General features: G+C 63.9%; 19 protein-coding genes. 12 read left to right on the top strand and 7 right to left on the bottom strand.

Features of this window, described 5'->3' with window-relative positions:
• Positions 1-31: 31 nt before the first annotated feature.
• Complete coding sequence (gene uvrA / locus FHS09_RS19085) at positions 32-2,857, bottom strand: excinuclease ABC subunit UvrA (protein ID WP_183462913.1); 2,826 nt, start codon at positions 2,855-2,857, stop codon at positions 32-34.
• Positions 2,858-2,959: 102 nt separating this feature from the next.
• Between uvrA and FHS09_RS19080 the strand changes: the two genes are divergently transcribed.
• From FHS09_RS19080 to FHS09_RS19065, 4 genes are all read left to right on the top strand, one after another.
• Positions 2,960-4,366 (top strand): mannose-1-phosphate guanylyltransferase/mannose-6-phosphate isomerase, encoded by a 1,407-nt coding sequence (locus FHS09_RS19080; protein ID WP_183462911.1) that lies wholly within the window; start codon positions 2,960-2,962, stop codon positions 4,364-4,366.
• Between the two features lie 100 nt (positions 4,367-4,466).
• Positions 4,467-5,630 carry an MFS transporter gene (locus tag FHS09_RS19075; protein WP_183462909.1) on the top strand — a complete coding sequence of 388 codons (1,164 nt, stop codon included), beginning with the start codon at positions 4,467-4,469 and terminating at the stop codon, positions 5,628-5,630.
• A gap of 126 nt (positions 5,631-5,756) precedes the next feature.
• Positions 5,757-6,311, top strand: a complete 555-nt coding sequence (gene ssb, locus FHS09_RS19070; RefSeq protein WP_183462907.1) for a single-stranded DNA-binding protein — start codon at positions 5,757-5,759, stop codon at positions 6,309-6,311.
• A gap of 13 nt (positions 6,312-6,324) precedes the next feature.
• Positions 6,325-7,170, top strand: a complete 846-nt coding sequence (locus tag FHS09_RS19065) for a sugar nucleotide-binding protein (protein ID WP_183462905.1) — start codon at positions 6,325-6,327, stop codon at positions 7,168-7,170.
• A gap of 128 nt (positions 7,171-7,298) precedes the next feature.
• Here the strand turns inward: FHS09_RS19065 and fabB are convergent, their stop codons facing one another.
• Both fabB and fabA read right to left on the bottom strand, forming a co-directional pair.
• Positions 7,299-8,525, bottom strand: a complete 1,227-nt coding sequence (gene fabB, locus FHS09_RS19060) for a beta-ketoacyl-ACP synthase I (protein WP_183462903.1) — start codon at positions 8,523-8,525, stop codon at positions 7,299-7,301.
• A gap of 101 nt (positions 8,526-8,626) precedes the next feature.
• Positions 8,627-9,151 (bottom strand): 3-hydroxyacyl-[acyl-carrier-protein] dehydratase FabA, encoded by a 525-nt coding sequence (gene fabA / locus FHS09_RS19055; protein WP_183462901.1) that lies wholly within the window; start codon positions 9,149-9,151, stop codon positions 8,627-8,629.
• Positions 9,152-9,387: 236 nt separating this feature from the next.
• On the opposite strand from fabA, the gene galU reads away from it, so the two are divergent.
• On the top strand, positions 9,388-10,236 hold the full coding sequence (gene galU / locus FHS09_RS19050) for a UTP--glucose-1-phosphate uridylyltransferase GalU (RefSeq protein WP_183462899.1): 849 nt from the start codon (positions 9,388-9,390) through the stop codon (positions 10,234-10,236).
• Positions 10,237-11,622, top strand: coding sequence for a phosphohexomutase domain-containing protein (locus tag FHS09_RS19045; protein WP_183462897.1), 1,386 nt, complete (start codon positions 10,237-10,239; stop codon positions 11,620-11,622).
• 115 nt (positions 11,623-11,737) lie between these two features.
• Here the strand turns inward: FHS09_RS19045 and FHS09_RS19040 are convergent, their stop codons facing one another.
• Positions 11,738-12,700 carry a polyprenyl synthetase family protein gene (locus FHS09_RS19040; RefSeq protein ID WP_183462895.1) on the bottom strand — a complete coding sequence of 321 codons (963 nt, stop codon included), beginning with the start codon at positions 12,698-12,700 and terminating at the stop codon, positions 11,738-11,740.
• Positions 12,701-12,936: 236 nt separating this feature from the next.
• Here FHS09_RS19040 and rplU point away from each other — a divergent pair, with 236 nt between their 5' ends.
• From rplU to FHS09_RS19010, 6 genes are all read left to right on the top strand, one after another.
• Entirely contained in the window at positions 12,937-13,248 is a 312-nt protein-coding gene (gene rplU / locus FHS09_RS19035) for a 50S ribosomal protein L21 (RefSeq protein WP_183462894.1), read from the top strand.
• 17 nt (positions 13,249-13,265) lie between these two features.
• On the top strand, positions 13,266-13,523 hold the full coding sequence (gene rpmA, locus FHS09_RS19030) for a 50S ribosomal protein L27 (protein WP_183462892.1): 258 nt from the start codon (positions 13,266-13,268) through the stop codon (positions 13,521-13,523).
• A gap of 83 nt (positions 13,524-13,606) precedes the next feature.
• The gene (gene cgtA / locus FHS09_RS19025; protein WP_183462890.1) at positions 13,607-14,803 is read left to right on the top strand and encodes an Obg family GTPase CgtA; all 1,197 of its coding nucleotides are present in this window, start codon (positions 13,607-13,609) and stop codon (positions 14,801-14,803) included.
• A gap of 101 nt (positions 14,804-14,904) precedes the next feature.
• A complete protein-coding gene (gene proB / locus FHS09_RS19020) occupies positions 14,905-16,038 on the top strand; it encodes a glutamate 5-kinase (RefSeq protein ID WP_183462888.1) in 1,134 nt (377 codons plus the stop codon).
• A 195-nt stretch (positions 16,039-16,233) separates the two neighbouring features.
• The gene (locus tag FHS09_RS19015; RefSeq protein ID WP_183462886.1) at positions 16,234-16,869 is read left to right on the top strand and encodes a LysE family translocator; all 636 of its coding nucleotides are present in this window, start codon (positions 16,234-16,236) and stop codon (positions 16,867-16,869) included.
• A 20-nt stretch (positions 16,870-16,889) separates the two neighbouring features.
• A complete protein-coding gene (locus FHS09_RS19010) occupies positions 16,890-17,513 on the top strand; it encodes a hypothetical protein (RefSeq protein WP_183462884.1) in 624 nt (207 codons plus the stop codon).
• A 100-nt stretch (positions 17,514-17,613) separates the two neighbouring features.
• On the opposite strand, the gene rpsT is transcribed toward FHS09_RS19010, so the two are convergent.
• The 3 genes from rpsT to pdsR form a co-directional block, all read right to left on the bottom strand.
• Positions 17,614-17,880 carry a 30S ribosomal protein S20 gene (gene rpsT, locus FHS09_RS19005; RefSeq protein ID WP_183462882.1) on the bottom strand — a complete coding sequence of 89 codons (267 nt, stop codon included), beginning with the start codon at positions 17,878-17,880 and terminating at the stop codon, positions 17,614-17,616.
• Positions 17,881-18,141: 261 nt separating this feature from the next.
• A complete protein-coding gene (locus tag FHS09_RS19000) occupies positions 18,142-20,169 on the bottom strand; it encodes an ATP-binding protein (protein WP_183462880.1) in 2,028 nt (675 codons plus the stop codon).
• Positions 20,170-20,275: 106 nt separating this feature from the next.
• The gene (gene pdsR / locus FHS09_RS18995; protein ID WP_183462878.1) at positions 20,276-20,965 is read right to left on the bottom strand and encodes a proteobacterial dedicated sortase system response regulator; all 690 of its coding nucleotides are present in this window, start codon (positions 20,963-20,965) and stop codon (positions 20,276-20,278) included.
• Positions 20,966-21,165: the final 200 nt, after the last annotated feature.

Here is a 21,165-nt window from a genome sequence, read left to right as displayed (position 1 = left end):
TGGAATTTTTCAGTAGGAGACCTTTTTCCTCTCAACCCAGCATCGGTCTCAGGAAGTGCCCGGTATGGGATACCTCGTTCTCGGCCACCTCCTCCGGTGTGCCGGTGGCGATTATCTGCCCGCCGCCGGAGCCGCCCTCCGGGCCCAGGTCGACGATCCAGTCCGCGGTCTTGATTACGTCCAGGTTGTGCTCGATTACCACGATGGTGTTGCCGTGGTCGCGCAGACGGTGCAGTACGTCCAGCAGCAGCTGGATATCGGCAAAGTGCAGGCCGGTGGTGGGCTCGTCGAGAATATACAAGGTTTGGCCGGTATCGCGTTTGGACAGTTCGCGGGAGAGCTTGACCCGCTGCGCCTCGCCGCCGGACAGGGTGGTGGCTGCCTGGCCCAGCTTGACATAGGACAGGCCAACATCCATCAGCGTCTGCAGTTTCTTGGCGATGGCGGGCACCGGGTCGAAAAATTCCCGTGCGTCCTCCACGGTCATCTCCAGGACCTCGTGGATATTCTTGCCTTTGTAGTGCACCTCGAGGGTCTCGCGGTTGTAGCGCTTGCCCTTGCAGGTGTCGCAGGGCACATAGATGTCCGGCAGGAAGTGCATTTCCACCTTGATCACGCCGTCGCCCTGGCAGGCTTCGCAGCGGCCGCCCTTGACGTTGAAACTGAAACGCCCCGGCTTGTAACCGCGGGATCTGGCCTCCTGGGTACCGGCAAACAGTTCGCGAATGGGGGTAAAGATGCCGGTATAGGTGGCGGGGTTCGAGCGCGGGGTGCGGCCGATGGGGCTCTGGTCGATATCCACGCACTTGTCGAAATGCTCCATCCCGTGCACTGCTTTATAGGGCGCGGCCTTTAATGTAGTGGCCTTGTTTAGGGCGGTGGCCGCCAGCGGGTAGAGCGTGGTGTTGATCAGTGTGGACTTGCCGGAGCCGGAGACGCCGGTCACGCAGGTGAACAGCCCCACGGGAATTTCCAGGTCGACGTTCTGCAGGTTGTTGCCGGTGGCGCCCTCGATGCGCAGCATATAGTCGGGGTCCGACACGTAGCGTTCCTCGGGTACGGCGATTTTCTTTTTGCCGGAGAGGTACTGCCCGGTCAGGGAGCGCTTGCACTGGGCAATCTGTTCGTGGGTGCCGGCTACCACTACCTCGCCACCGTGTACGCCGGCCCCGGGACCGATATCCACGATAAAGTCGGCGCTGCGAATGGCGTCCTCGTCGTGTTCGACCACGATCACGGTGTTGCCGATATCGCGCAGGTGGGTGAGGGTATTGAGCAGCCGCTCGTTGTCGCGCTGGTGCAGGCCGATGGAGGGTTCGTCGAGAATATACATCACGCCCACCAACCCGGCGCCGATCTGGCTGGCAAGACGGATGCGCTGGGCTTCGCCGCCGGAAAGGGTCTCCGCGCTGCGGTTCAGGGTTAAATAATTCAGGCCCACGTCCACCAGGAAACGGAAGCGGTCGCGCAGCTCCTTGAGAATTTTATCGGCGATTTCCTTCTGGGCTCCCTGGAATTTGAGTCGGTTGGCGAAGTAGTCGAAGGCGTCGCCCACCGGCAGTTCGGTGATCTGTGCCAGGGTGCGGTTGTCCACGAACACGTGGCGCGCCTCGCGGCGCAGGCGGGTGCCGTTGCACTCCGGACACTTCTGGGTGCTCAGGTATTTGGCCAGCTCCTCGCGCACCGACTGGGATTCGGTATCCCGGTAGCGGCGCTGGAAGTTGGGAATAATGCCCTCGAAGGTATGGCGGCGGATGGTGACATCGCCGCGGTCGTTCACGTAGCTGAAATCGATCGGGGTGTCGCCGCTGCCGTACAGGATGACTTCGCGGTGCGTTTTGCGCAGTTTCCTCCACGGCTTGTCCAGGTCGAAGCCGTAGTGCTCGGCCAGGGAGTCGAGCATATGGTAGTAGTAGATATTGCGCCTGTCCCAGCCGCGAATGGCGCCTTCGGAGATACTGCTCTCCGGGTCGAGGATGACTTTCTCCTCGTCGAAAAACTGCTTCACGCCCAGGCCGTCGCAGCTGGGGCAGGCACCGGCGGGGTTGTTGAAGGAGAAGAGCCGCGGCTCCAGCTCGTTTAGTGAGTAGTCGCACACCGGGCAGGCGTGGCGGGCGGAGAAGAGATGATCGCCCTGCTTGCCTTCCATAAAACTGATGGAGGCGATGCCGTCGGTCAGGGCCAGTGTCGTCTCGAAGGATTCCGACAGGCGCAGCTGCAGATCCTCGCGCACCTTGAAACGGTCCACCACCACCTCGATGGTGTGCTTCTTGCGCTTGTCGAGCTTGGGTGCGTCATCCAGGTCGCAGACCAGGCCGTCGATGCGCGCGCGCACGAAGCCGTCGCGCCGGAGCTGCTCGAATACGTGCAGGTGTTCACCCTTGCGATCCCGCACCACCGGCGCGAGCAGCATCAGCTTGGTGCCTTCCGGCAGCGCCAGTACTTGATCCACCATTTGGCTGACCGTCTGCGCCTGCAGTGGCTCGTCGTGCTCCGGACAGCGGGGTTCGCCCACCCGGGCGAACAGCAGGCGCAGGTAGTCGTAAATCTCGGTGATGGTACCCACGGTGGAGCGGGGGTTGTGGGAGGTGGATTTCTGCTCGATGGAGATGGCCGGGGAAAGGCCCTCCACCGTGTCCACATCCGGCTTTTCCATCATCGACAGGAACTGGCGCGCATAGGTGGATAGGGACTCCACATAGCGGCGCTGGCCCTCTGCGTAGAGGGTGTCGAACGCAAGCGAGGACTTCCCGGAGCCGGACAGGCCGGTGATCACGATCAGCTTGTCGCGGGGAATATCCAGGTCGATATTCTTCAAATTGTGGGTGCGCGCACCCCGTACGTAAATCGTGTCCACGCTCTACCTATTACTTTGGCCGGAAAAACAGGCAAGTATAATCTGGCTGTCAACTGTGCCAAAATTCCCCACCGGAAATTTCCAACCATTAATCGATTTCACATGATCCCCGTTATTCTCTGCGGCGGCACCGGCTCGCGCCTGTGGCCGCTGTCCCGCGAGTGCTACCCGAAACAGTTCCTGCCGCTCGCCGGCAGCCGGACCATGTTGCAGGACACCGCGCTGCGCCTCGACGGCCTGGAAGGGTTACAGGCGCCGATCCTGGTGTGCCATGAAGAACACCGCTTCGCCGCCGCCGAGCAGTTGCAGGAGATCGACCGCAAACCCCGCTCGATCCTGCTGGAACCCTGCGCCCGCAATACCGCGCCGGCCATAGCGCTGGCGGCACTGGATGCGCTCGCCGGCGGGGAGGACCCGCTGCTACTGGTGCTGCCGGCGGATCACGTGGTGGCGGATGCGGTGGCTTTTCGGCGCGCTGCGAAGGCCGCCGGCGAGTTGGCACAGCGAGGCCACTTGGTGACCTTTGGCATAGTGCCCGACTGTGCGGAGACCGGCTACGGCTATATCCGCCGCGGTGAGGATCTGGGCGGCGGCGCCTGGAAGGTAGCGGAGTTTGTCGAAAAGCCGAATGCCGACACCGCCGAGCGCTACCTGGCCAGCGGCGATTATTCCTGGAACAGCGGTATCTTCCTGTTCCGCGCCTCCCGCTATATCGAGGAGCTGGGTCACTACCGCGCCGATATACTGGCCGCCTGCCGCACCGCCTTCGAGAAGGCGGTGCGGGATCTGGATTTCACCCGCATCGACGCCGGGGCCTTTTCCGCCTGTCCCTCCGAATCGGTGGACTACGCGGTGATGGAAAAGACCGAATCCGCCGCGGTATTGCCCCTGGACGCCGGCTGGAGCGATGTGGGCTCCTGGGATGCGCTCTGGGAGCTGGCCGAGCGGGACGGCGACAACAACCTGCTGCACGGCGATGTGCTGGCGGAGTCCTCGGAGGGTTGCCTGGTGCGCGCCGACAGCCGGCTGGTGGGTCTGCTCGGCGTGCGCGACCTGGTGGTGGTGGATACCGACGATGCGGTGTTGATCGCGGATAAAAACTGCGTGCAGGACGTGAAAAAGCTGGTGGAGCGGCTGAAGGGCTCGGAGCGCAGCGAGGCGTTGCGCCACCGCAAGGTCTACCGCCCCTGGGGCTACTACGATTCCATCGACGCCGGGCCGCGTTTCCAGGTTAAACGTATCCTGGTCAAGCCGGGGCAACAGCTGTCGCTGCAGATGCACCACCACCGCGCCGAGCACTGGGTGGTGGTGCGCGGCACCGCCAAGGTGACCCGGGGCGAAGAGGAACTGCTGCTCACGGAAAACCAGTCCACCTTTATTCCCCTGGGGGTGGTGCACCGGCTGGAAAACCCCGGCACCATCCCCCTCGAGCTGATCGAGGTGCAGTCGGGCAGCTACTTGGGCGAAGACGATATCGTCCGCTTCGATGACAGCTACGGGCGGTCTTGAAGGGATTGGCGGTTGGTGTGTGGTCACCTCTCATCACTCACCACTGGCCACTCACCACTGTTACAATGCGCGCCCATTGAAGTAGCACCCCGGATTGCTGATGAATTCCACCGAACGCCGCGCCCTCGCCGGCCTGGCTTCCCTGTACGTCTTTCGCATGCTCGGCCTGTTTATGGTGCTGCCGGTGCTGTCGGTGTACGGGGCGGACTATCGCGGCAGCACGCCGGCACTGCTGGGGCTGGCGCTCGGGGCCTACGGCCTGAGCCAGGCGCTGTTGCAGATACCGCTGGGGATGCTGTCCGACCACTGGGGGCGGAAGCCGGTGATATACACGGGGCTAGCTGTGTTCGCCCTGGGCAGCCTGCTCGCGGCGCAGACGGATTCGGTCTACGGGCTGGTCGCCGGGCGCATGCTGCAGGGTGCCGGCGCCATCGCCGCGGCCACCATGGCACTGGTGGCGGACCTGACCCGCGACGAGAGCCGGGGTGTGGCCATGGCGGTGATCGGCGCCGCCATCGGCCTGGCGTTTATGCTGGCGGCGGTTCTGGGGCCCGTGCTGGCGGGGTTCGGCGGCCTGTCGGCGGTGTTCTGGCTCACTGCGGTCCTGGCCCTGCTGGGCATTCTACTGCTGTGGCGCCTGGTGCCGACTCCGCAGAGTCCGAGGCGGCCAGCGGTATACCGCGGCGGTTTCCGCCGGGTGTTGGGCTGTGCCGAAGTGCGGCGCCTGGCCGCCGGCGCCTTCTTCCTGCACCTGCTGTTGACTGCACTGTTCGTGCCCCTGCCGCTGGTGCTGGTGGACACACTGCGCTTGCCCGGCAGCGAGCACTGGAAAATCTACGGCCCGGTGATGCTGGGGGCTTTTGTGGTGATGTTGCCGCTGATGCGCGCAGCCGAGCGCAGCGGCCGGGCGCGGGCGGCGATGATGTGCGCGCAGTTGGCGCTGGCCGCCGGCAGCGTCGCACTGTGGGCCGTTTCCGAGCTGTCTCTGGTATTTCTGCTGGCGGTATTCTTTGTCGCCTTCAACCTGCTGGAGGCCCTGATGCCGGCGCAGCTCACCCGGGCGGCGCCGGCGGAGGCCCGCGGCGCCGCAACCGGGCTGTACGCCACGGTGCAATTTCTCGGCGCCTTTTCCGGCGGCAGCCTGGGCGGCTGGCTGTATGGTCTCGGCGGTGCCGGTGCGGTAGCGCAGCTGGGAATTGCGGTGGTCCTGATGTGGGCCGCACTCTGGTGGCGGATGGACGCCCGTGCGCCGAAAGCCGCCTGACAGGGCGGTTGCGGCTGTTGTATGCTGCTGGATAAAAATACACTGGTTGCCGCAGGCGGCGACCGTTGAAATGTTCACAATTGTAAATTTCCGGAGAAGATCCGGGCTTATCGAAAGGAGAGGGCCATGGCCAGGGGTATCAACAAAGTCATTCTGATCGGCAATCTGGGCGCAGACCCGGAAACCCGCTACATGCCCAGCGGCGGCGCAGTGACCAATGTGAATCTGGCGACCTCCGAGACCTGGAAGGACAAGCAGACCGGCCAGCAGCAGGAGCGCACCGAGTGGCACCGGGTGGTGTTCTTCAACCGCTTGGCGGAGATCGCCGGCGAATACCTGCGCAAGGGCAGCAAAGTGTACATCGAGGGCTCGCTGCGCACCCGCAAGTGGCAGGACAAGAACTCCGGCCAGGACCGCTACACCACAGAAATCGTCGCCAGCGAAATGCAGATGCTGGACAGCCGCGGGGACCAGGGCGGCTATCCCCAGGGCGGCGGATACGACCAGGGCTACCAGCCGCAGGGCGGCGGCCAGTCCGACCCCTACGGTCCGGGCAACCAGGGTCGCTCCGCACCTTCCTCCATGGCGCCGTCCCAGCCATCAAGCCAGCAGCCACCGAGCCAGCAGGCGCCGACGAGCGGCGGTTTCGATAACAGTTTCGACGACGACATCCCTTTCTGAGAATCCGCACGCCGTGCCAGACACCGGCTATACACCGGAATCGGTCGCCGTTATCGGCGCCGGCAACGATATCGACAGCGCGCTGCAGAAACGCCTGCAGCGCGCCGGCTTTCGTGTGCAACTGCTGACTCCGGACCAATTGGACCAGCTGCGCCCCGGCGCGCTGGTGATCAATGCTTCCTGCTGCGCCGGGGGCAAGGGCATGTCTGCGGCCCTATGGACATGCCGCGAGCTGGCGCAAAAATCCCTCAACCCGCTTTTGCACCTCTCTTCCTACCAGGTTTTTGCCGGCGGGGCGCGCAAGCGTTACGACGAGGAGGACGAGCCGGCGCCGGCCACCGATGCCGGGCGCCAGTGGCTGGAGTGCGAACATGCCCTGGCGGGACGCGACAATGTGAGCGTGCTGCGCTTGGGCTGGATGCTGGACCGCAGCGAAGACGCCTTGCTCGGGCGGGTGTTGCGCGGCCTGGCGGCGCACCAGCCGATCGCCCTGGACGACCGCAGCCGCGGCAGCCCGGTGACAGTGGCGGATATGGCCCGCGTTGCGGTGGCTGTGGTCCAGCAACTGGCCAGCGGCGCGCCGACCTTCGGTGTCTACCACTACGGCGCCGCCGACACCTGCACCGCACTGGAGTTTGCCCATGAAGTGGTGGAGCGCGCGCAATCCTTCTACGACGAGGACCTCTCACCGCAGCTGAGCGCGCTGCCCGCGGCGGAGGATCGCAGCGCAGTGCTGGCCTGTAATAAATTGCGGGACGTTTTCGGTATTCAGCAGCGCAGCTGGCGCCAGGGACTCACCCGGCAGGTGGAGCTGTGGCTGGAGAAGCTGGAGGGGGAGAGAGTGCGGAATGCGGAATGATGAATACGAGGACTAACTAACGGGGGCACGCCTAAGCTGGCTTGGCCGTCAAATTCCGCATCGACTCGGCCCATCCATGGCCTCGCCTTCGGCGTCCAAATTTGTTCCAGACAAATTTGTCCGCGTGCCTATTCCGCTTTGTCGAAAATCAGGCAGGCATTGGTGCCGCCAAAGCCGAAGCTGTTGGACATGGCGCGCTTGACCTTCTGACTACGCAGCTCTGTTACCAGGTCCATTCCCTCTGCCGCTTCGTCTCTGTGCTCCACATTGGCGGAGGCAGTGAGAAAGTCGTTCTGCATCATCAGCAGGCAGTAGATGGCCTCCTGCACGCCGGCAGCGCCCAGGGAGTGACCGGTGAGGGATTTGGTGGAGGAGAAGGCCGGTACCTTGTCGCCGAAAACCTCGCGCATGGCCCTGAGTTCCGCCACATCGCCCACCGGGGTGGAGGTGCCGTGAGTGTTGATATAGTTCACCGGGCCCTCCAGTCCCTTGCCGTCCATGCCCGCCAGGGCCTGCTGCATACAGCGCACCGCGCCCTCGCCGCTGGGGGCCACCATGTCGTAGCCGTCGGAAGTGGCGCCGTAGCCGGTCAGTTCGGCGTAGATGGTGGCGCCGCGGGCCTTTGCATGCTCCAGTTCCTCCAGTACCACGCAGCCGCCGCCGCCGGCGATCACGAAGCCGTCCCGGTCCACGTCGTAGGGGCGCGAGGCCTTGGTGGGCTCGTCGTTGTACTTGGTGGACAGGGCGCCCATGGCGTCGAACAGATGGGTGAGACTCCAGGCCAGTTCCTCGCCGCCACCGGCGAAAACGATATCCTGCTTGCCCATCTGGATCAGCTCGGCGCCGTTACCGATGCAGTGGGCGCTGGTGGAGCAGGCGGAGGAGATGCTGTAGTTGACTCCCTTGATCTTGAAGGGGGTGGCCAGGCACGCGGACACGGTGCTGCCCATCACCTGGGGCACACGGTAGGCGCCCACACGGCGCACGCCTTTCTCCTTGAGTATCTGCGCCGCTTCGATAATGGCGGCGGTGGAGGTGCCGCCGGAGCCCATTACTATGCCGGTGCGCGGGTTGGAGATATCGCTCTCCTCCAGTCCCGCCATGCGGATCGCCTCCTGCATAGCGACATACGCGTAGGCGGCAGAGTCGCCCATAAAGCGCAGATGCTTGCGATCGATATGCTCCTTGAAGTCGATATCCACTTCGCCGCCCACCTGGCTGCGTAGGCCCAGTTCCCGGTATTCCTCCTGGAAGCGGATGCCGCTGCGGCCCGCCTTCAATGCGGCGGTGACCGCTTCAGTGTCGGTGCCGATGCAGGAAGTGATGCCCATTCCGGTGATAGCAACCCGGCGCATAGTGATCTCCAGTAAAACTTTACGACAGTGTAACGCGGTTATTCTTGTGGTTCGCAGCGGACTTAAACCTGTGTCCCCGACCTCGCGGCCGCGGATTTGGGTTAAAAGTTGTCAGTGCGGGTAAACAGGCCGACCCGCAGGTCCTTGGCGATGTAGATCTCGCGGCCGTCCACCGATACCGAGCCATCGCCGATACCCATGACCAGCTTGCGTTCCACCAGCCGGCTCATTTGAATATGGTAGGTGACCTTCTTATTGGTCGGTAGAATCTGGCCGGTGAATTTCACCTCGCCGCAACCCAGGGCGCGACCGCGTCCGGGATTGCCCTTCCAGGCCAGGAAGTAGCCCAGCAGCTGCCACATGGCGTCCAGTCCCAGACAGCCGGGCATCACCGGATCGCCGGGGAAGTGACATTCGAAGAACCACAGGGCCGGGTGAATATCCAGTTCCGCGACCAGTTCGCCCTTGCCGTAGGCGCCGCCTTCCTTGGAGATATGGGTGATGCGGTCGAGCATCAGCATATCGGGGGCGGGCAGCTGGGCGTTGCCGGGGCCGAACATCTCGCCTTGAGAGCAGGCCAGCAGCTCTTCACGGCTATAGCTGCTTTTTTGAACGAAATTACTCATTTTGTTCCCGTTGTTGGGTATCTGGGCAATAAAGAGTGGGCGTTTTTGTAAGAGCAGGGCATTCTAAAGACTGAGAATAGCTTGTCCAGTCAGTCATAAGTGTTTTTGTGACCGGTGACAGAAGCACGAATCACGCCAGTCGGCAGACTGGCATGGGCCTTGCTGCTCGTTGCTGGGATTTTATGGTAAGTTGCATTGGCGCGGGGAAGCGCTGAAAGAAACTATCGGGGTTAGGAATGCTAAAGAAATGTCTGTTTCCGGTTGCCGGCTATGGCACCCGGTTCCTGCCGGTCACCAAGGCCATGCCCAAGGAGATGCTGCCGCTGGTAAATAAGCCACTGGTACAGTATGGCGTGGAGGAGGCCATCGAAGCCGGATTGACCGAGATCGGCTTCGTCACCGGGCGCGGTAAGCGCGCCATCGAGGATCACTTCGACACCAACTTCGAACTGGAGCACCAGATCGCCGGCACCGGAAAGGAGCGCTATCTGGACTGTGTGCGCAAGGTGATCGACAGCGCCAGCTTCTCCTATACCCGCCAGGGGGAGATGCGTGGCCTGGGTGATGCCATCCTGCAGGGGCAGCGTCTGGTGGGCGACGAGCCCTTCGCCGTGGTGCTGGCGGACGATCTGTGCCTGGACGGCGAACTGGGTGTGCTGGGGCAGATGGTCCAGCTCTACAAACAGTTCCGCTGCAGCATCGTTGCGGTGGAAGAGGTTCCCCAGGAGCAGATCCACAAGTTCGGCGTCATTGCCGGCAACGAAATCAAGCCGGGCCTCTATCAGGTCACCGACATGGTGGAGAAGCCGGCGGCGGAGGAAGCGCCCAGCAACATGGCCATTATCGGCCGCTATATTCTCACCCCGGATATCTTCGAGCTGATCCGCGAGACCCCCCCGGGTAAGAACGGCGAGGTGCAGATCACCGACGCCCTGCTCGCCCAGGCCCAGCGCGGCTGCGTTCTTGCCTATCGCTTCAAGGGGCGCCGCTTCGACTGCGGCTCCGTGGACGGCTTTATCGAGGCCACCAACTACGTCTACGAGAATGTCTACCTGCCGGAGCAGGCCGAGCTGGAGAAGAAGTAAGTGACAGAGCTGACCTGTTTCAAGGCCTATGACCTGCGCGGTCGTGTGCCCGACGAACTGAATACCGATATCGCATACCGCGTGGGCCGCGCCTTCGCCCAGTTTCTGGGCGCGCGCCGGGTGGTAGTGGGGCACGATATCCGCCTTACCAGCGGCGAACTCACCGACGCCCTGGTCGAGGGCCTGCGCGACGCCGGCGCCGATGTGTTCCATATCGGCCAGTGTGGCACCGAGGAGGTCTACTTCGCTACCTTCCACGGGAGATCTCAAGGTGGCTTCGACGGCGGTATCTGTGTGACAGCCAGCCACAACCCGATGGACTACAACGGCATGAAATTCGTGCGCGCCGGCAGCCGCCCGATCAGCGGCGATACCGGCCTGCTGGACATCAAGCGGTTGGCTGAGGAAAACGACTTCGGCCCGGTGGAGAAGCGTGGCGAGCTGCAGCGCTACGAACACCGCGCGGATTTCGTCAAACACCTGCTCGGCTATGTGGACGTGGCCCGGCTAAAGCCGCTCAAACTGGTGGTCAATGCCGGCAACGGCGGCGCCGGCACGGTGGTGGACGCCCTGGCCCCACACCTGCCGTTTGAATTCGTGCGCGTTCACCATCAGCCGGATGGCAGCTTCCCCAACGGCATTCCCAACCCGCTGCTGCCGGAAAACCGCGCTTCCACCGCGCAGGCGGTGTGTGCGAGCGGCGCCGACTTCGGCATCGCCTGGGATGGTGATTTCGACCGCTGCTTCTTTTTCGATGAGAGCGGCTCCTTTATCGAGGGCTATTACGTGGTCGGCTTGCTGGCGGCGGCCTTCCTGGCCAAGTACTCTGGCGCAAAAGATGCCCACAGCGAAAAGGCGAAAATAGTGCACGACCCGCGCCTGGTGTGGAACACCCGGGATATCGTCGAATCCGCCGGCGGCGTGCCGATACAGAGCAAGACCGGACACGCCTTTATCAAGGAGCGCATGCGCGCGGAGGACGCCATCTACGGCGGTGAGATGAGCGCGCATCACTACTTCCGGGACTTCGCCTATTGCGACAGCGGTATGATCCCCTGGCTGCTGGTGGCGGAGCTGGTCAGCCGCAGCGGTATGCCTCTGTCCCAGTTGGTGGGCGAGCGTATGGCCGCCTTCCCCTGTTCCGGTGAAATCAATTCCAAGGTGGAAGACCCGGCGGCGCTGCTGAAGGCGGCGGAAGAGAAGTACGGGCCCGACGCCGAGAGCGTCGAGTATGTGGACGGTCTCAGCGTGGCCTTTGCCGACTGGCGCTTCAATCTGCGTATGTCCAACACCGAGCCGGTGGTGCGCTTGAATGTGGAGTCGCGCGGGAACGAACTGTTGATGCGGGAGAAGACCGAGGAACTGCTGAACCTGATCCGCGGTTAATCTTGGCGTTCCTGGGACCGCGGAGCTCCAGCTCCGCTTGCGGGCCACAGGCCCGCTAAAGTGAAAAAATGAAAGACGCGAAGCGGAGCTGGAGCTCCGCGGTCCCGGGGGCCGCCTACCCGCTTCTCTCCACCGCAAAACTCGCTAATTGCTGTAGCGCGGTCTTGTGCTCCCCCTCCGGCAGAAACGCCAGATACTCCCGGGCCTTGCCCACCGCCGCCCGCGCCTGTTCCAGGGTGTAATCTATCGCGCCGCAACTCTCGATTGCCTCGACAATCTCCGCCAGCCGGGCCCTGCTGCGCTGCTCGATCGCCTCGCGCACCAACGCTGCCTGCGCTGCGCTGCCGTTGGCCATGGTATGGATCAGCGGCAGCGTGGGTTTACCTTCAGCCAGGTCATCGCCCACATTCTTGCCCAGGGCCGAAGGGTCGCCGCGATAGTCCAGTGCGTCGTCCACCAGTTGGAAGGCCAGGCCCAGGTGGCGGCCGTAGAACTTGAGCGATGCGCGCTCCTCTCCCGGGCAGCCGGCCAGCACCGCGGCGGCCTCGCAGGCTGCCTCGAACAGGGCGCCGGTCTTCTTATGAATCACGGTCAGGTAGTTGTCTTCGCCCACCTCCGGGTTGCCGGCGTTAACCAACTGCTGGACCTCTCCCTCGGCGATAGTGTTGGTGGTGTCTGAGAGAATGGCCATGATGTCCATATCCTTCAGCGCTACCATCATCTGGAAGGCGCGGGAATAGAGGAAGTCGCCCACCAGTACGCTGGGTGCATTGCCCCACTTGGCATTGGCGGTGAGGCGCCCGCGGCGCATCTCCGAGACGTCCACCACATCGTCGTGCAGCAGGGTGGCGGTGTGGATAAACTCGATGATCGCCGCCAGGCTGATGTGGTCGCGGCCCCGGTAGCCGGTGGCGCGGCTGCAGAGTAGTACCAGCAGCGGCCGCAGCCGCTTGCCGCCGGCCTCCACCAGGTAGTGGCCGATGTTTTCCACCAGGGGAACGTCCGAGTGCAGTTGGTCGATAATCAGCTGGTTGACCGCGGTAAAATCCTCGGCGGCGACCCGGTGGAAAGGCAACATGCATGGATTCCTTATACTGCTTTGTAGGGGCCTGTCCGGTGGCTCCGGAGTGGCGAAGGGCGGCTATTGTATCAACCCGGCGAATTGATTAGAATCTGCGCCCCGCTGTAACCGGGCCCTTTAGGCTCGCGGTGGCGGTAATTCCTAAAACACACGGCGCAAGCTCCCGAAATGCGGAGCAGTGACTGAATGGTCCTACCCGCTGCTTCGTGTCGTCCATATCGGAGCATAGAGATATGTACGCTGTTATCGAGAGCGGTGGCAAACAGCACCGCGTAGAAGAGGGCGAAGTGCTTCGCCTGGAGAAGCTGGAAGTAGCCACCGGCGAAACCATCGATTTCGACAAGGTGCTGATGGTTGTGGATGGCGACACCATCAACATCGGTGCGCCCCTGGTTGGCGGCGCCAAAGTGACCGGCGAAGTGGTAAGCCACGGCCGCGGCGACAAGGTGAGAATCATCAAGTTCCGCCGCCGCAAGCACTCCATGAAGCGCCAGGGCCACCGCCAGTGGTACACCGAAGTCAAGATTACTGGCATCAAAGCATAAGAGAGGAGTAACGACTCATGGCACACAAGAAAGCTGGCGGTAGTACGCGCAACGGTCGCGATTCCGAAAGTAAACGCCTGGGCGTGAAGCGCTTTGGCGGCCAGTCCGTACCGGCGGGCAGCATTATCGTTCGCCAGCGCGGGACCAAGTTCCACGCTGGCGTCAACGTAGGCATGGGCAAGGATCACACCCTGTTCGCCACCGCCGACGGCGTGGTGAAGTTTGAGGTAAAGGGCCCCAACAACCGCAAGTTCGTTTCTATTGAAACAGCCTGAGCGGTTGCGTAGCCTGGAAAGCCCCGCCTAGTGCGGGGTTTTTTGTATCGGGCGCCGGGCCCCGAAACTAAACTGGAAACACCATGAAATTTGTCGACGAAGCCCCCATTCACGTCCAGGCCGGCAAAGGCGGCAACGGCTGCCTGAGTTTCCGCCGGGAAAAGTTCGTCGAGAAGGGCGGCCCGGATGGCGGCGACGGCGGTGACGGCGGCTCGGTGTACCTGCTGGCGGACGATTCCCTCAACACCCTGGTGGATTACCGTTACCAGCCACGCTACCGCGCCGAGAGCGGCGAGCCGGGTCGCGGGCGCAACTGCACCGGCGCCAAGGGAGAGGATCTGGTGCTGAAGGTGCCGGTGGGCACCACGGTGATCGACGTGGACACCGGCGAGACCCTGGGCGATATGACCGAGCCCGGTGAGCGCCTCTTGGTCGCCCAGGGCGGTTTCCACGGCCTTGGCAACACCCGCTTCAAGTCCAGTACCAACCGTGCTCCGCGCCAGACCACCAAGGGCACCGAGGGGGAAGAGCGCAGCCTGAAACTGGAGCTCAAGGTGTTGGCGGACGTGGGTCTGCTGGGCCTGCCCAATGCCGGCAAGTCCACCTTTATTCGCGCCGTTTCCGCGGCCAGGCCCAAGGTGGCGAACTATCCGTTTACCACCCTGGTGCCCAATCTCGGCGTGGTGCAGGTGCAAAGGCATCGCAGCTTTGTGATCGCCGATATCCCCGGCGTGATCGAAGGGGCCGCCGCGGGCGCCGGGCTGGGTATCCGCTTCCTCAAGCACCTGACCCGCTGCCGGGTGTTGTTGCACTTGGTGGACCTGGCGCCCTTCGACGGCTCCGACCCGGTGGAAAACGCCCGAGCCATCGAGCGCGAGTTGGCCGCCTTCAGTCCCACCCTGGCCGGCCGCGAGCGCTGGCTGGTGCTGAACAAGACCGACCTGGTGCCGGCGGCGGAGCTGGACCAGCGCTGCAACACCATCGTCGAAGCACTGGATTGGCAGGGGCCGGTGTTCCGGGTAGCCGCAATCCGCGGCGATGGCACCGACGTCCTCGGCGGCCGGCTGATGGACTACCTGGAAGAGCGCAAGGAGGAGGAGATCGCAGACCCCGGGCTGGTAGAGGCGGAACTGGAATCCCAGCGCCGAATGCAGCGCGAGGCTCGCGAGCGCATCGACGAGTTGCGTGAGGCCCAGCGGGCCAAGCGCCGCGCGGCTGGTGAGGATGATGAAGATTGGGACGACGACGATCACGGCGTCGATATAGAATACCGCCATTGAAACGGGGCCCCGCCGGGAGCGCCGGGTTGTCTACCTTGAGCTGAGGGCTCCAGCTCGGCACGCGGGCCGAAGGCCCGCTGTTGAATTGTTTCGGGGGAAAAATGGGTTCCGCATCCGCTCGTCAGCGCCTCACTGCCAGCAAACGCTGGGTCATCAAAATCGGCAGCGCCCTGCTCACCGACAACGGCCGTGGTGTCAACCGCGCCGCCATCTTCAACTGGGTGGCGCAGATAGCCGCCCTGCGCGAACGGGGTATCGAGGTGCTGCTGGTTTCCTCCGGCGCCGTGGCCGCGGGCATGGATCGCCTCGGCTGGCGCCGCCGCCCGGATTCAATTCATCAGCTTCAGGCCGCCGCCGCCATCGGCCAGAGCCACCTTGTGCAGATCTACGAGCACGCCTTCGGCCAGTTCGACTGCCGCACCGCGCAGATACTGCTCGACCACGACGACCTCTCCAATCGCACGCGCTATCTCAACGCGCGCAGCACCCTGCGCACCCTGCTGTCCCTGGGCGCCGTGCCCGTTATCAATGAAAACGACACAGTGGTCACCGACGAGATACGTTTCGGCGACAACGACACCCTGGCGGCACTGGTGGCCAACCTGGTGGAGGCGGATGCACTGCTGATCCTCACCGACGCCGGCGGCCTGTTCACCCAGGACCCGCGGGACAACCCCGCCGCCGAACTGATCCGCGAGGCCTCGGCGGCGGATCCCAAACTGATGGCGATGGCCGGCGGCTCGCGTAGCGGTCTGGGCCGCGGCGGCATGACCACCAAGGTGCGCGCGGCCCAGTTGGCGGCGCGCTCCGGCGCCTGCACGGTAATCGCCGGCGGCGCCACGGAAAATATTATCGAGCGCGTGTGCGGCGGCGAGCCGTTGGGCACGCTGCTGTTGCCGGAGGCGGACCCGCTCACCGCGCGCAAACGCTGGCTCGCCGGCCAATTGCAGGTCCGCGGCAGGCTCACCCTGGACGCCGGCGCCGAGACGGCGCTGCGCACCGGCGGCAGAAGCCTGCTGGCGGTGGGGGTGACCGGAGTGGAGGGGCGCTTCCGCCGCGGAGAGCTGGTCTCCTGCTGCAACAGTTCCGGCGAGGAAATCGCCCGCGGGCTGGTGAATTACGACAGCCAAGAAGCCGGGAAAATTCTCGGCCAGCCGTCGGAGAAATTCACCGAGCTGTTGGGCTACCGCGACGACAAGGAACTGATCCACCGCGACAACCTGATCCTGCTGTAGGACCGGCCGCTGGGAACGCCGAGCCCCAGCTCGGCATTGCGAGCCGCAGGCCCGCTGATTCGCGAATGACTCGCACATCTGTGTGCCTCGGCTTTTGGCCAACTGAAGCTGCCCAAATCCGCTATCCTGGCCCATTTGATCGCGGCCAACGGCCGCTCCTACAGGTTCTTGCAATCTGCGATAACGGAGGCATCGATGATTTCTCTAACCGAATGGCTGGTATTCGCCGGCGCGGCGCTGCTGGTGGTGCTGACGCCGGGTCCGAACATGATTTACCTGGTTTCCCGGGCGGTTTGCCAGGGCAGGAGGGGCGGGTTCATTTCGCTGCTGGGGGTGATCGCCGCATTTCTGGTGCATATCCTCGCTGCCGCCGCGGGGTTGACCGCGCTGCTACTGGCGGTGCCGCTGGCCTACGAGCTGCTGAAATGGGCCGGGGCCGCATACCTGTTGTGGTTGGCCTGGCAGGCATTGCGCCCGGGTTCCCGTTCGCCGTTCGACCCCAGGCAACTGCCGCCTGATACTCCGACCCGGCTGTTTGCCATGGGCTTCCTCACCAACCTGCTGAATCCCAAGGCCGCGGTGTTCTACCTGTCCATCTTTCCGCAGTTTATCGACCCGGAGCGAGGAGGAGTGTTTGTGCAGGGGCTGCTGCTCGGCCTGACGCAGATTTCTGTGAGTTTTTCCGTGAACCTGTTGATCGTACTTTCGGCCGCGGGCGTTTCCCGCTGGTTTGCCCGCAACCCCCTGTGGCTGGCGGTGCAGCGCTATGTGATGGGTTTTGTGCTGGCCGGGCTGGCGGTGCGGCTGGCGGCGGAGCAACGGCGAGCCTGATTCGATAAAAAAGGATGACTATGAAATTGAGCGCGATTCGTGAGGGGGACTGGCGCAGGCTGCTGGTGGATACCCTGGTAGTGCTGATCGGTGTGCTGGCGGCGCTGGTGTTGAACAATATCCGCGAGGATATGGTGGCGGAGCGAGCCGCGCGGATCGCCACCGAGCGGCTGTTACAAGAAGTGGCGGGCAACGCCGAATCTTTGCAAGATGCCCGAGAAGTGATGGAGCGGCGTTTATCTCTGTTCCGTGAGCTGCGCGAGGACCTCCCTGCTGGCAAAAGCATGAACGACCTGCTCCCGCGGTTCCACGGCTATTGGTTTGTCGACTTGAACTCTGCTTCTTGGGAGTACTTGTCCCGCAGCGCCCTGGCGGATTCCGTCGATCCCGAACTGTTGCAGGACGCCTTTGATTTGTACAGCGTCAACAAACACTTTGACAGCTTGAGTAGCCAGATCCAGGATTTTGTCTACTCCGAAATCTTCGTCTCCCCGGACAAGATCCATGTCGCAATGAATGTTTCCGAAGCGATCATGCGGCAGCAATTGAGGTGGGCGGAGCATATGGTGCCGGAATACGAGAAGTTCCTGGCCCGCTACTCCGGAGAAACAGGCGAGGGCGGGGCAAAGGTCGCCCTCAAGTAAACAGGGGCATGTGAGTGGCGGAGCTCATTCCACCCTACGTGCTGATAACAAAAAAGCCCCGCACATGGCGGGGCTTTCGATTTGATTCGCTAGCGCTCGATTACGCAGCCAGATCCTTGATCTGCGCGTTCAGGCGGCTCTTGTGACGGGCGGCTTTATTCTTGTGAATAATGCCTTTGTCCGCCATGCGGTCGATCACCGGCACCGCTTCCGCGTAGGCTGTTTTGGCTTTTTCCGCGTCACCTGCATCAATGGCCGCAACTACCTTTTTGATGTAGGTGCGCACCATGGAGCGCAGGCTGGCGTTGTGTTGGCGGCGCTTGTCGTTCTGGCGCGCGCGTTTCTTCGCTTGGGGTGAGTTGGCCACCGGTTGCTCCTGTCTGGAATCTCTGAAATCTGTATCTGCGGGCCCGGGGCCCGATCGGGACGCGACATTATCCCCAGGGCCGTTCGTTTGTCAACCATGGGGGGCCAGGTCCCGAAAAAGAACGCCGGAGCCTGATGCGAAGGTCCTGCTGCCGGGGGTCATTCGTGAAACATTTGCCGATGAGGCTGTTGAGCGAATGGCCCCCGGTAGCAGGACCGCCACAGCTTATCCGGATGGGGGCTGGGGCCTTGGGGAGGCAAGTCAGCGCGGCAGCTCCAGGGTGAAGACCACACCACTGCCGTCTTCCCGGTCCGTGGCGCCCAGGCGGCCGCCGTGGAAGTCGGCGATCAGCCGGGCGATATGCAGTCCCAGTCCCAGGTGGCCGGCCCTGCCGCCGTCGTCGCGCACCGAGACCAGTGAATCGAACAGCTTGTGGGAGAAGCCCTTTGGCAGGAGGGGCCCGTCGTTACTGATCGACAGGCGGTATTTGCCGCTTTCCCGGACCAGCGCCAGTTGTATTTCGCTTTCCGGCGGCGCGAAGCTGCAGGCGTTGTCCACCAGCTTGTCCAGCAGTTGGGCCAGGAGCTCCGGTGCGCCGTGGCAGGGCAGTTCTCCCGCGGGTTTGTCCAGGGCAAGGCGGTGCTGCGGCTGGGCATCGGTATAGCTCTGCACCAGCATCTCCAGCAGGTCCGCCAGGTCGAAATCTTCCTTCTCCGCCTGCTGGATGCTCGCCTCCAGGTGGCTGGCGGCAGAGAGGCTGTTGAGTATCCCGGACAGGCGCGCGCCTCCCTCCATGGCCCGCTCCGCGTAGCGGCGGCTGTCGCCGTCCAGTTCTCCTGCGGTCAGGTTGTCCAGGGACGAGCGCACCACCGCCAGGGGCGTGCGCAACTCGTGGGAAAGTTTGCCGGCCAGGGTGCGCAGATACTGGTGATACTGGTCCAGTTCCGCGAGCAGGCTGGCGAAGGCCCGGTTCAGCGCTCCTATCTCATCTCCCAGGCGGGCGCGGGGAAAGTCGCCGCGCAGCCTGCCGCTGGCATCCACGGCGTTGCGCGCCGCCCGGTGCAGCCGGCGGATGCGCCAGGACAGCCAGCTGGCGTAGCCCAGCAACAGCAGCAGCGCGGTACCCGCGGCGGCGCAGGTGATCAGCCACAGGCGGTGGGCGGCGGAGCCGGTCAGCGATTGCAGGGCGTCACCGGACTGTATGGCGATCACCCGGCCCAGCAGCGGGCGCTCGACGATATCGTCCGCGCGGGTGATCACCGGCACGCTCACCGCGCCAATACGGCTGTTCCGGGGGCCTCGGAACCATTGTCGGATCGCGGCGCGGTTTTCGGTCATGGATGGCGGCAGTCCGCTTTCGGGAGCCGGGGGCAGGGTTTCCCGCGCCAGCAGGCGCCGGTAGATCCAGTTGCGCAGCCAGTGCTCTTCGCCGCCGGCACCGACTGCGGGTTCCACCTGTCCGGCGGCGGCGAGCAGGAAGCCTTCACCGTCCACCACCGCCAGTTGCAACTGCGGGCGGGCGAAGTGCTCCAGCTCCTCCTGCAGCGGGGCCAGGGGTTGTACCAGTTTGCCCGGCAGACCGTCTCCGGGCAGTGTGCCGGCGCTGCGCTGCGGGGTACCGCCGTCGCTGGCGTCGCGGTCCTCGACGACGATCGCCAACTCGCCGCCGGTCAGGGTGTAAGGAAGCGCCAACTCCATCTGGTAGCCGCCGGCGGAGGCGGTCCAGCGGCCCCGCAGTCGCAATTCGCGCTCGCGGGTGCCGCGACGGAAGTTGTGCCATAGGGCGTGGGCGGCGCCCTGGCTGGCCACCGGCAGGGTGTAGTGGTTCGTCGCTGTATACAGCTGGACGGCGTCGCCGCTGGCGAGCAGGCCGGTGCGCGGATCGTGGTGGCTGGGTGTGCTGTCCAGCACGGTGAGCAGCAGGTAGATGCGTTCGCCAAAGCGGCCGAGGGTGATATGGGCCAGGGGCTCGCCATGGGCGTCGGCCAGGGTGCGGGGTGGCAATCGCCAGTGGCGCCAGTCATCGCCGTAGCCGTCCACGATCGGTGCCTGGGATAGGGGATTCAAATAGAGCTGCGCCCCGGCGGGGCGCCCCTGGCGCTCCGGGTCCGGTGCGATCAGTTGCGGCGCGCTGGCGAGCCTGGCGGTCACGGCGCTGGCGGTGGCTTCGAGTGCCTGCATCTGCCCCTGGGCCAGGGCACTGTCCACCTGACGTAGGTACTGGCAGCCGGCCCAGGGCAGGGCCAGGGAGACCAGACTGACGAACAGGAGTTGGCGGCGGAGTTTCACGGCTTTCCACCGGATGTCGTGAGAACCACTGCTGTGGGAGCCAGCCCTGCCGGCGATTTCGGGGTGCGATCAATCGCCAGCAGGGCTGGCTCCCACAAGGGAGAACTCACACCTGCCATCGGTAACCCATGCCGTAGGCGGTGCCGATGGCGTCGAAACTCTCGTCCAGCACTTGGAACTTGCGCCGGATGCGTTTGACGTGGGAGGTGATGGTGTTGTCGTCCAGCACTACCCGCGCGGCCTCCATCAACTGGCTGCGGGATTTCACGTGACCGGGCCTTTTCGCCAGGGCGTGCACTATCCAGAACTCGGTGACGGTCAGGTCCACAGGCTCGCCGCGCCAGCGGCAGTGCAGGCGGGAGATATCCAGGTCGAGGTGGCCCTGGGCGAGGGTCTCGCCGTCGTCGCTCTGGTCCCGCAACACACTCACCCGGCGCAGCAGGGCGTTGATGCGCGCCTGCATATGGGGCAGGGAGATGTCCTTGGTCAGGTAGTCGTCGGCGCCCAGGCGCAGCCCTGAGATGATGTCCAGTTCGGAGTCCCGCGCGGTCAGGAACAGGATCGGCAGGGTGGGGGCCATGGCGCGCAGTTCCCGGCACAGCTCGAAACCGCCTTCGATCTCCGCGCCCAGGCCGACATCGATCACCGCCAGGTCCGGCAGTCGCTGGCGGAAGGCACCCAGGGCTTCGGGGCGCGAGCTGTAGAGGTCGACCCGGTAGCCGCTGCGTCGCAGGGCGTCGCGGTAGTTCTCGGCGATGGCGCGCTCGTCTTCGACGATGGCGATGGTGGCAGTCATTGGCTGGACCCGTGGAATTTTTGTACTGGCGCAAATCATGCCTGAAGTCGTGGAAGAAATACAAAAAGGCGGGCGCCAGGCGCCCGCAAAATACAGCAAGTACAACAGGGGTTTGGACAAGAGCGGTTGAGGGGGATTTGTAGTCCCCGGCAAGTTTGTGGCTCCTCGAGGCCTGCGGCCTGCTTGCGGAGCTGGAGCTC

Origin of the sequence: Microbulbifer rhizosphaerae (assembly GCF_014191725.1) — a bacterium.
GTDB lineage: Bacteria > Pseudomonadota > Gammaproteobacteria > Pseudomonadales > Cellvibrionaceae > Microbulbifer > Microbulbifer rhizosphaerae.
The sequence above is the reverse complement of the archived record's forward strand: the minus strand, read 5'-3'. Positions and strand labels throughout refer to the sequence as shown.

Bases quoted from the DNA above. Each gene is read 5' to 3' on its own strand.
- FHS09_RS19080 (WP_183462911.1), top strand. From the start codon at position 2,960: ATGATCCCCGTTATTCTCTGCGGCGGCACCGGCTCGCGCCTGTGGCCG.
- FHS09_RS19075 (WP_183462909.1), top strand. From the start codon at position 4,467: ATGAATTCCACCGAACGCCGCGCCCTCGCCGGCCTGGCTTCCCTGTAC.
- ssb (WP_183462907.1), top strand. From the start codon at position 5,757: ATGGCCAGGGGTATCAACAAAGTCATTCTGATCGGCAATCTGGGCGCA.
- fabB (WP_183462903.1), bottom strand. From the start codon at position 8,525: ATGCGCCGGGTTGCTATCACCGGAATGGGCATCACTTCCTGCATCGGC.
- fabA (WP_183462901.1), bottom strand. From the start codon at position 9,151: ATGAGTAATTTCGTTCAAAAAAGCAGCTATAGCCGTGAAGAGCTGCTG.
- galU (WP_183462899.1), top strand. From the start codon at position 9,388: ATGCTAAAGAAATGTCTGTTTCCGGTTGCCGGCTATGGCACCCGGTTC.
- FHS09_RS19040 (WP_183462895.1), bottom strand. From the start codon at position 12,700: ATGTTGCCTTTCCACCGGGTCGCCGCCGAGGATTTTACCGCGGTCAAC.
- rplU (WP_183462894.1), top strand. From the start codon at position 12,937: ATGTACGCTGTTATCGAGAGCGGTGGCAAACAGCACCGCGTAGAAGAG.
- rpmA (WP_183462892.1), top strand. From the start codon at position 13,266: ATGGCACACAAGAAAGCTGGCGGTAGTACGCGCAACGGTCGCGATTCC.
- cgtA (WP_183462890.1), top strand. From the start codon at position 13,607: ATGAAATTTGTCGACGAAGCCCCCATTCACGTCCAGGCCGGCAAAGGC.
- proB (WP_183462888.1), top strand. From the start codon at position 14,905: ATGGGTTCCGCATCCGCTCGTCAGCGCCTCACTGCCAGCAAACGCTGG.
- FHS09_RS19015 (WP_183462886.1), top strand. From the start codon at position 16,234: ATGATTTCTCTAACCGAATGGCTGGTATTCGCCGGCGCGGCGCTGCTG.
- FHS09_RS19010 (WP_183462884.1), top strand. From the start codon at position 16,890: ATGAAATTGAGCGCGATTCGTGAGGGGGACTGGCGCAGGCTGCTGGTG.
- pdsR (WP_183462878.1), bottom strand. From the start codon at position 20,965: ATGACTGCCACCATCGCCATCGTCGAAGACGAGCGCGCCATCGCCGAG.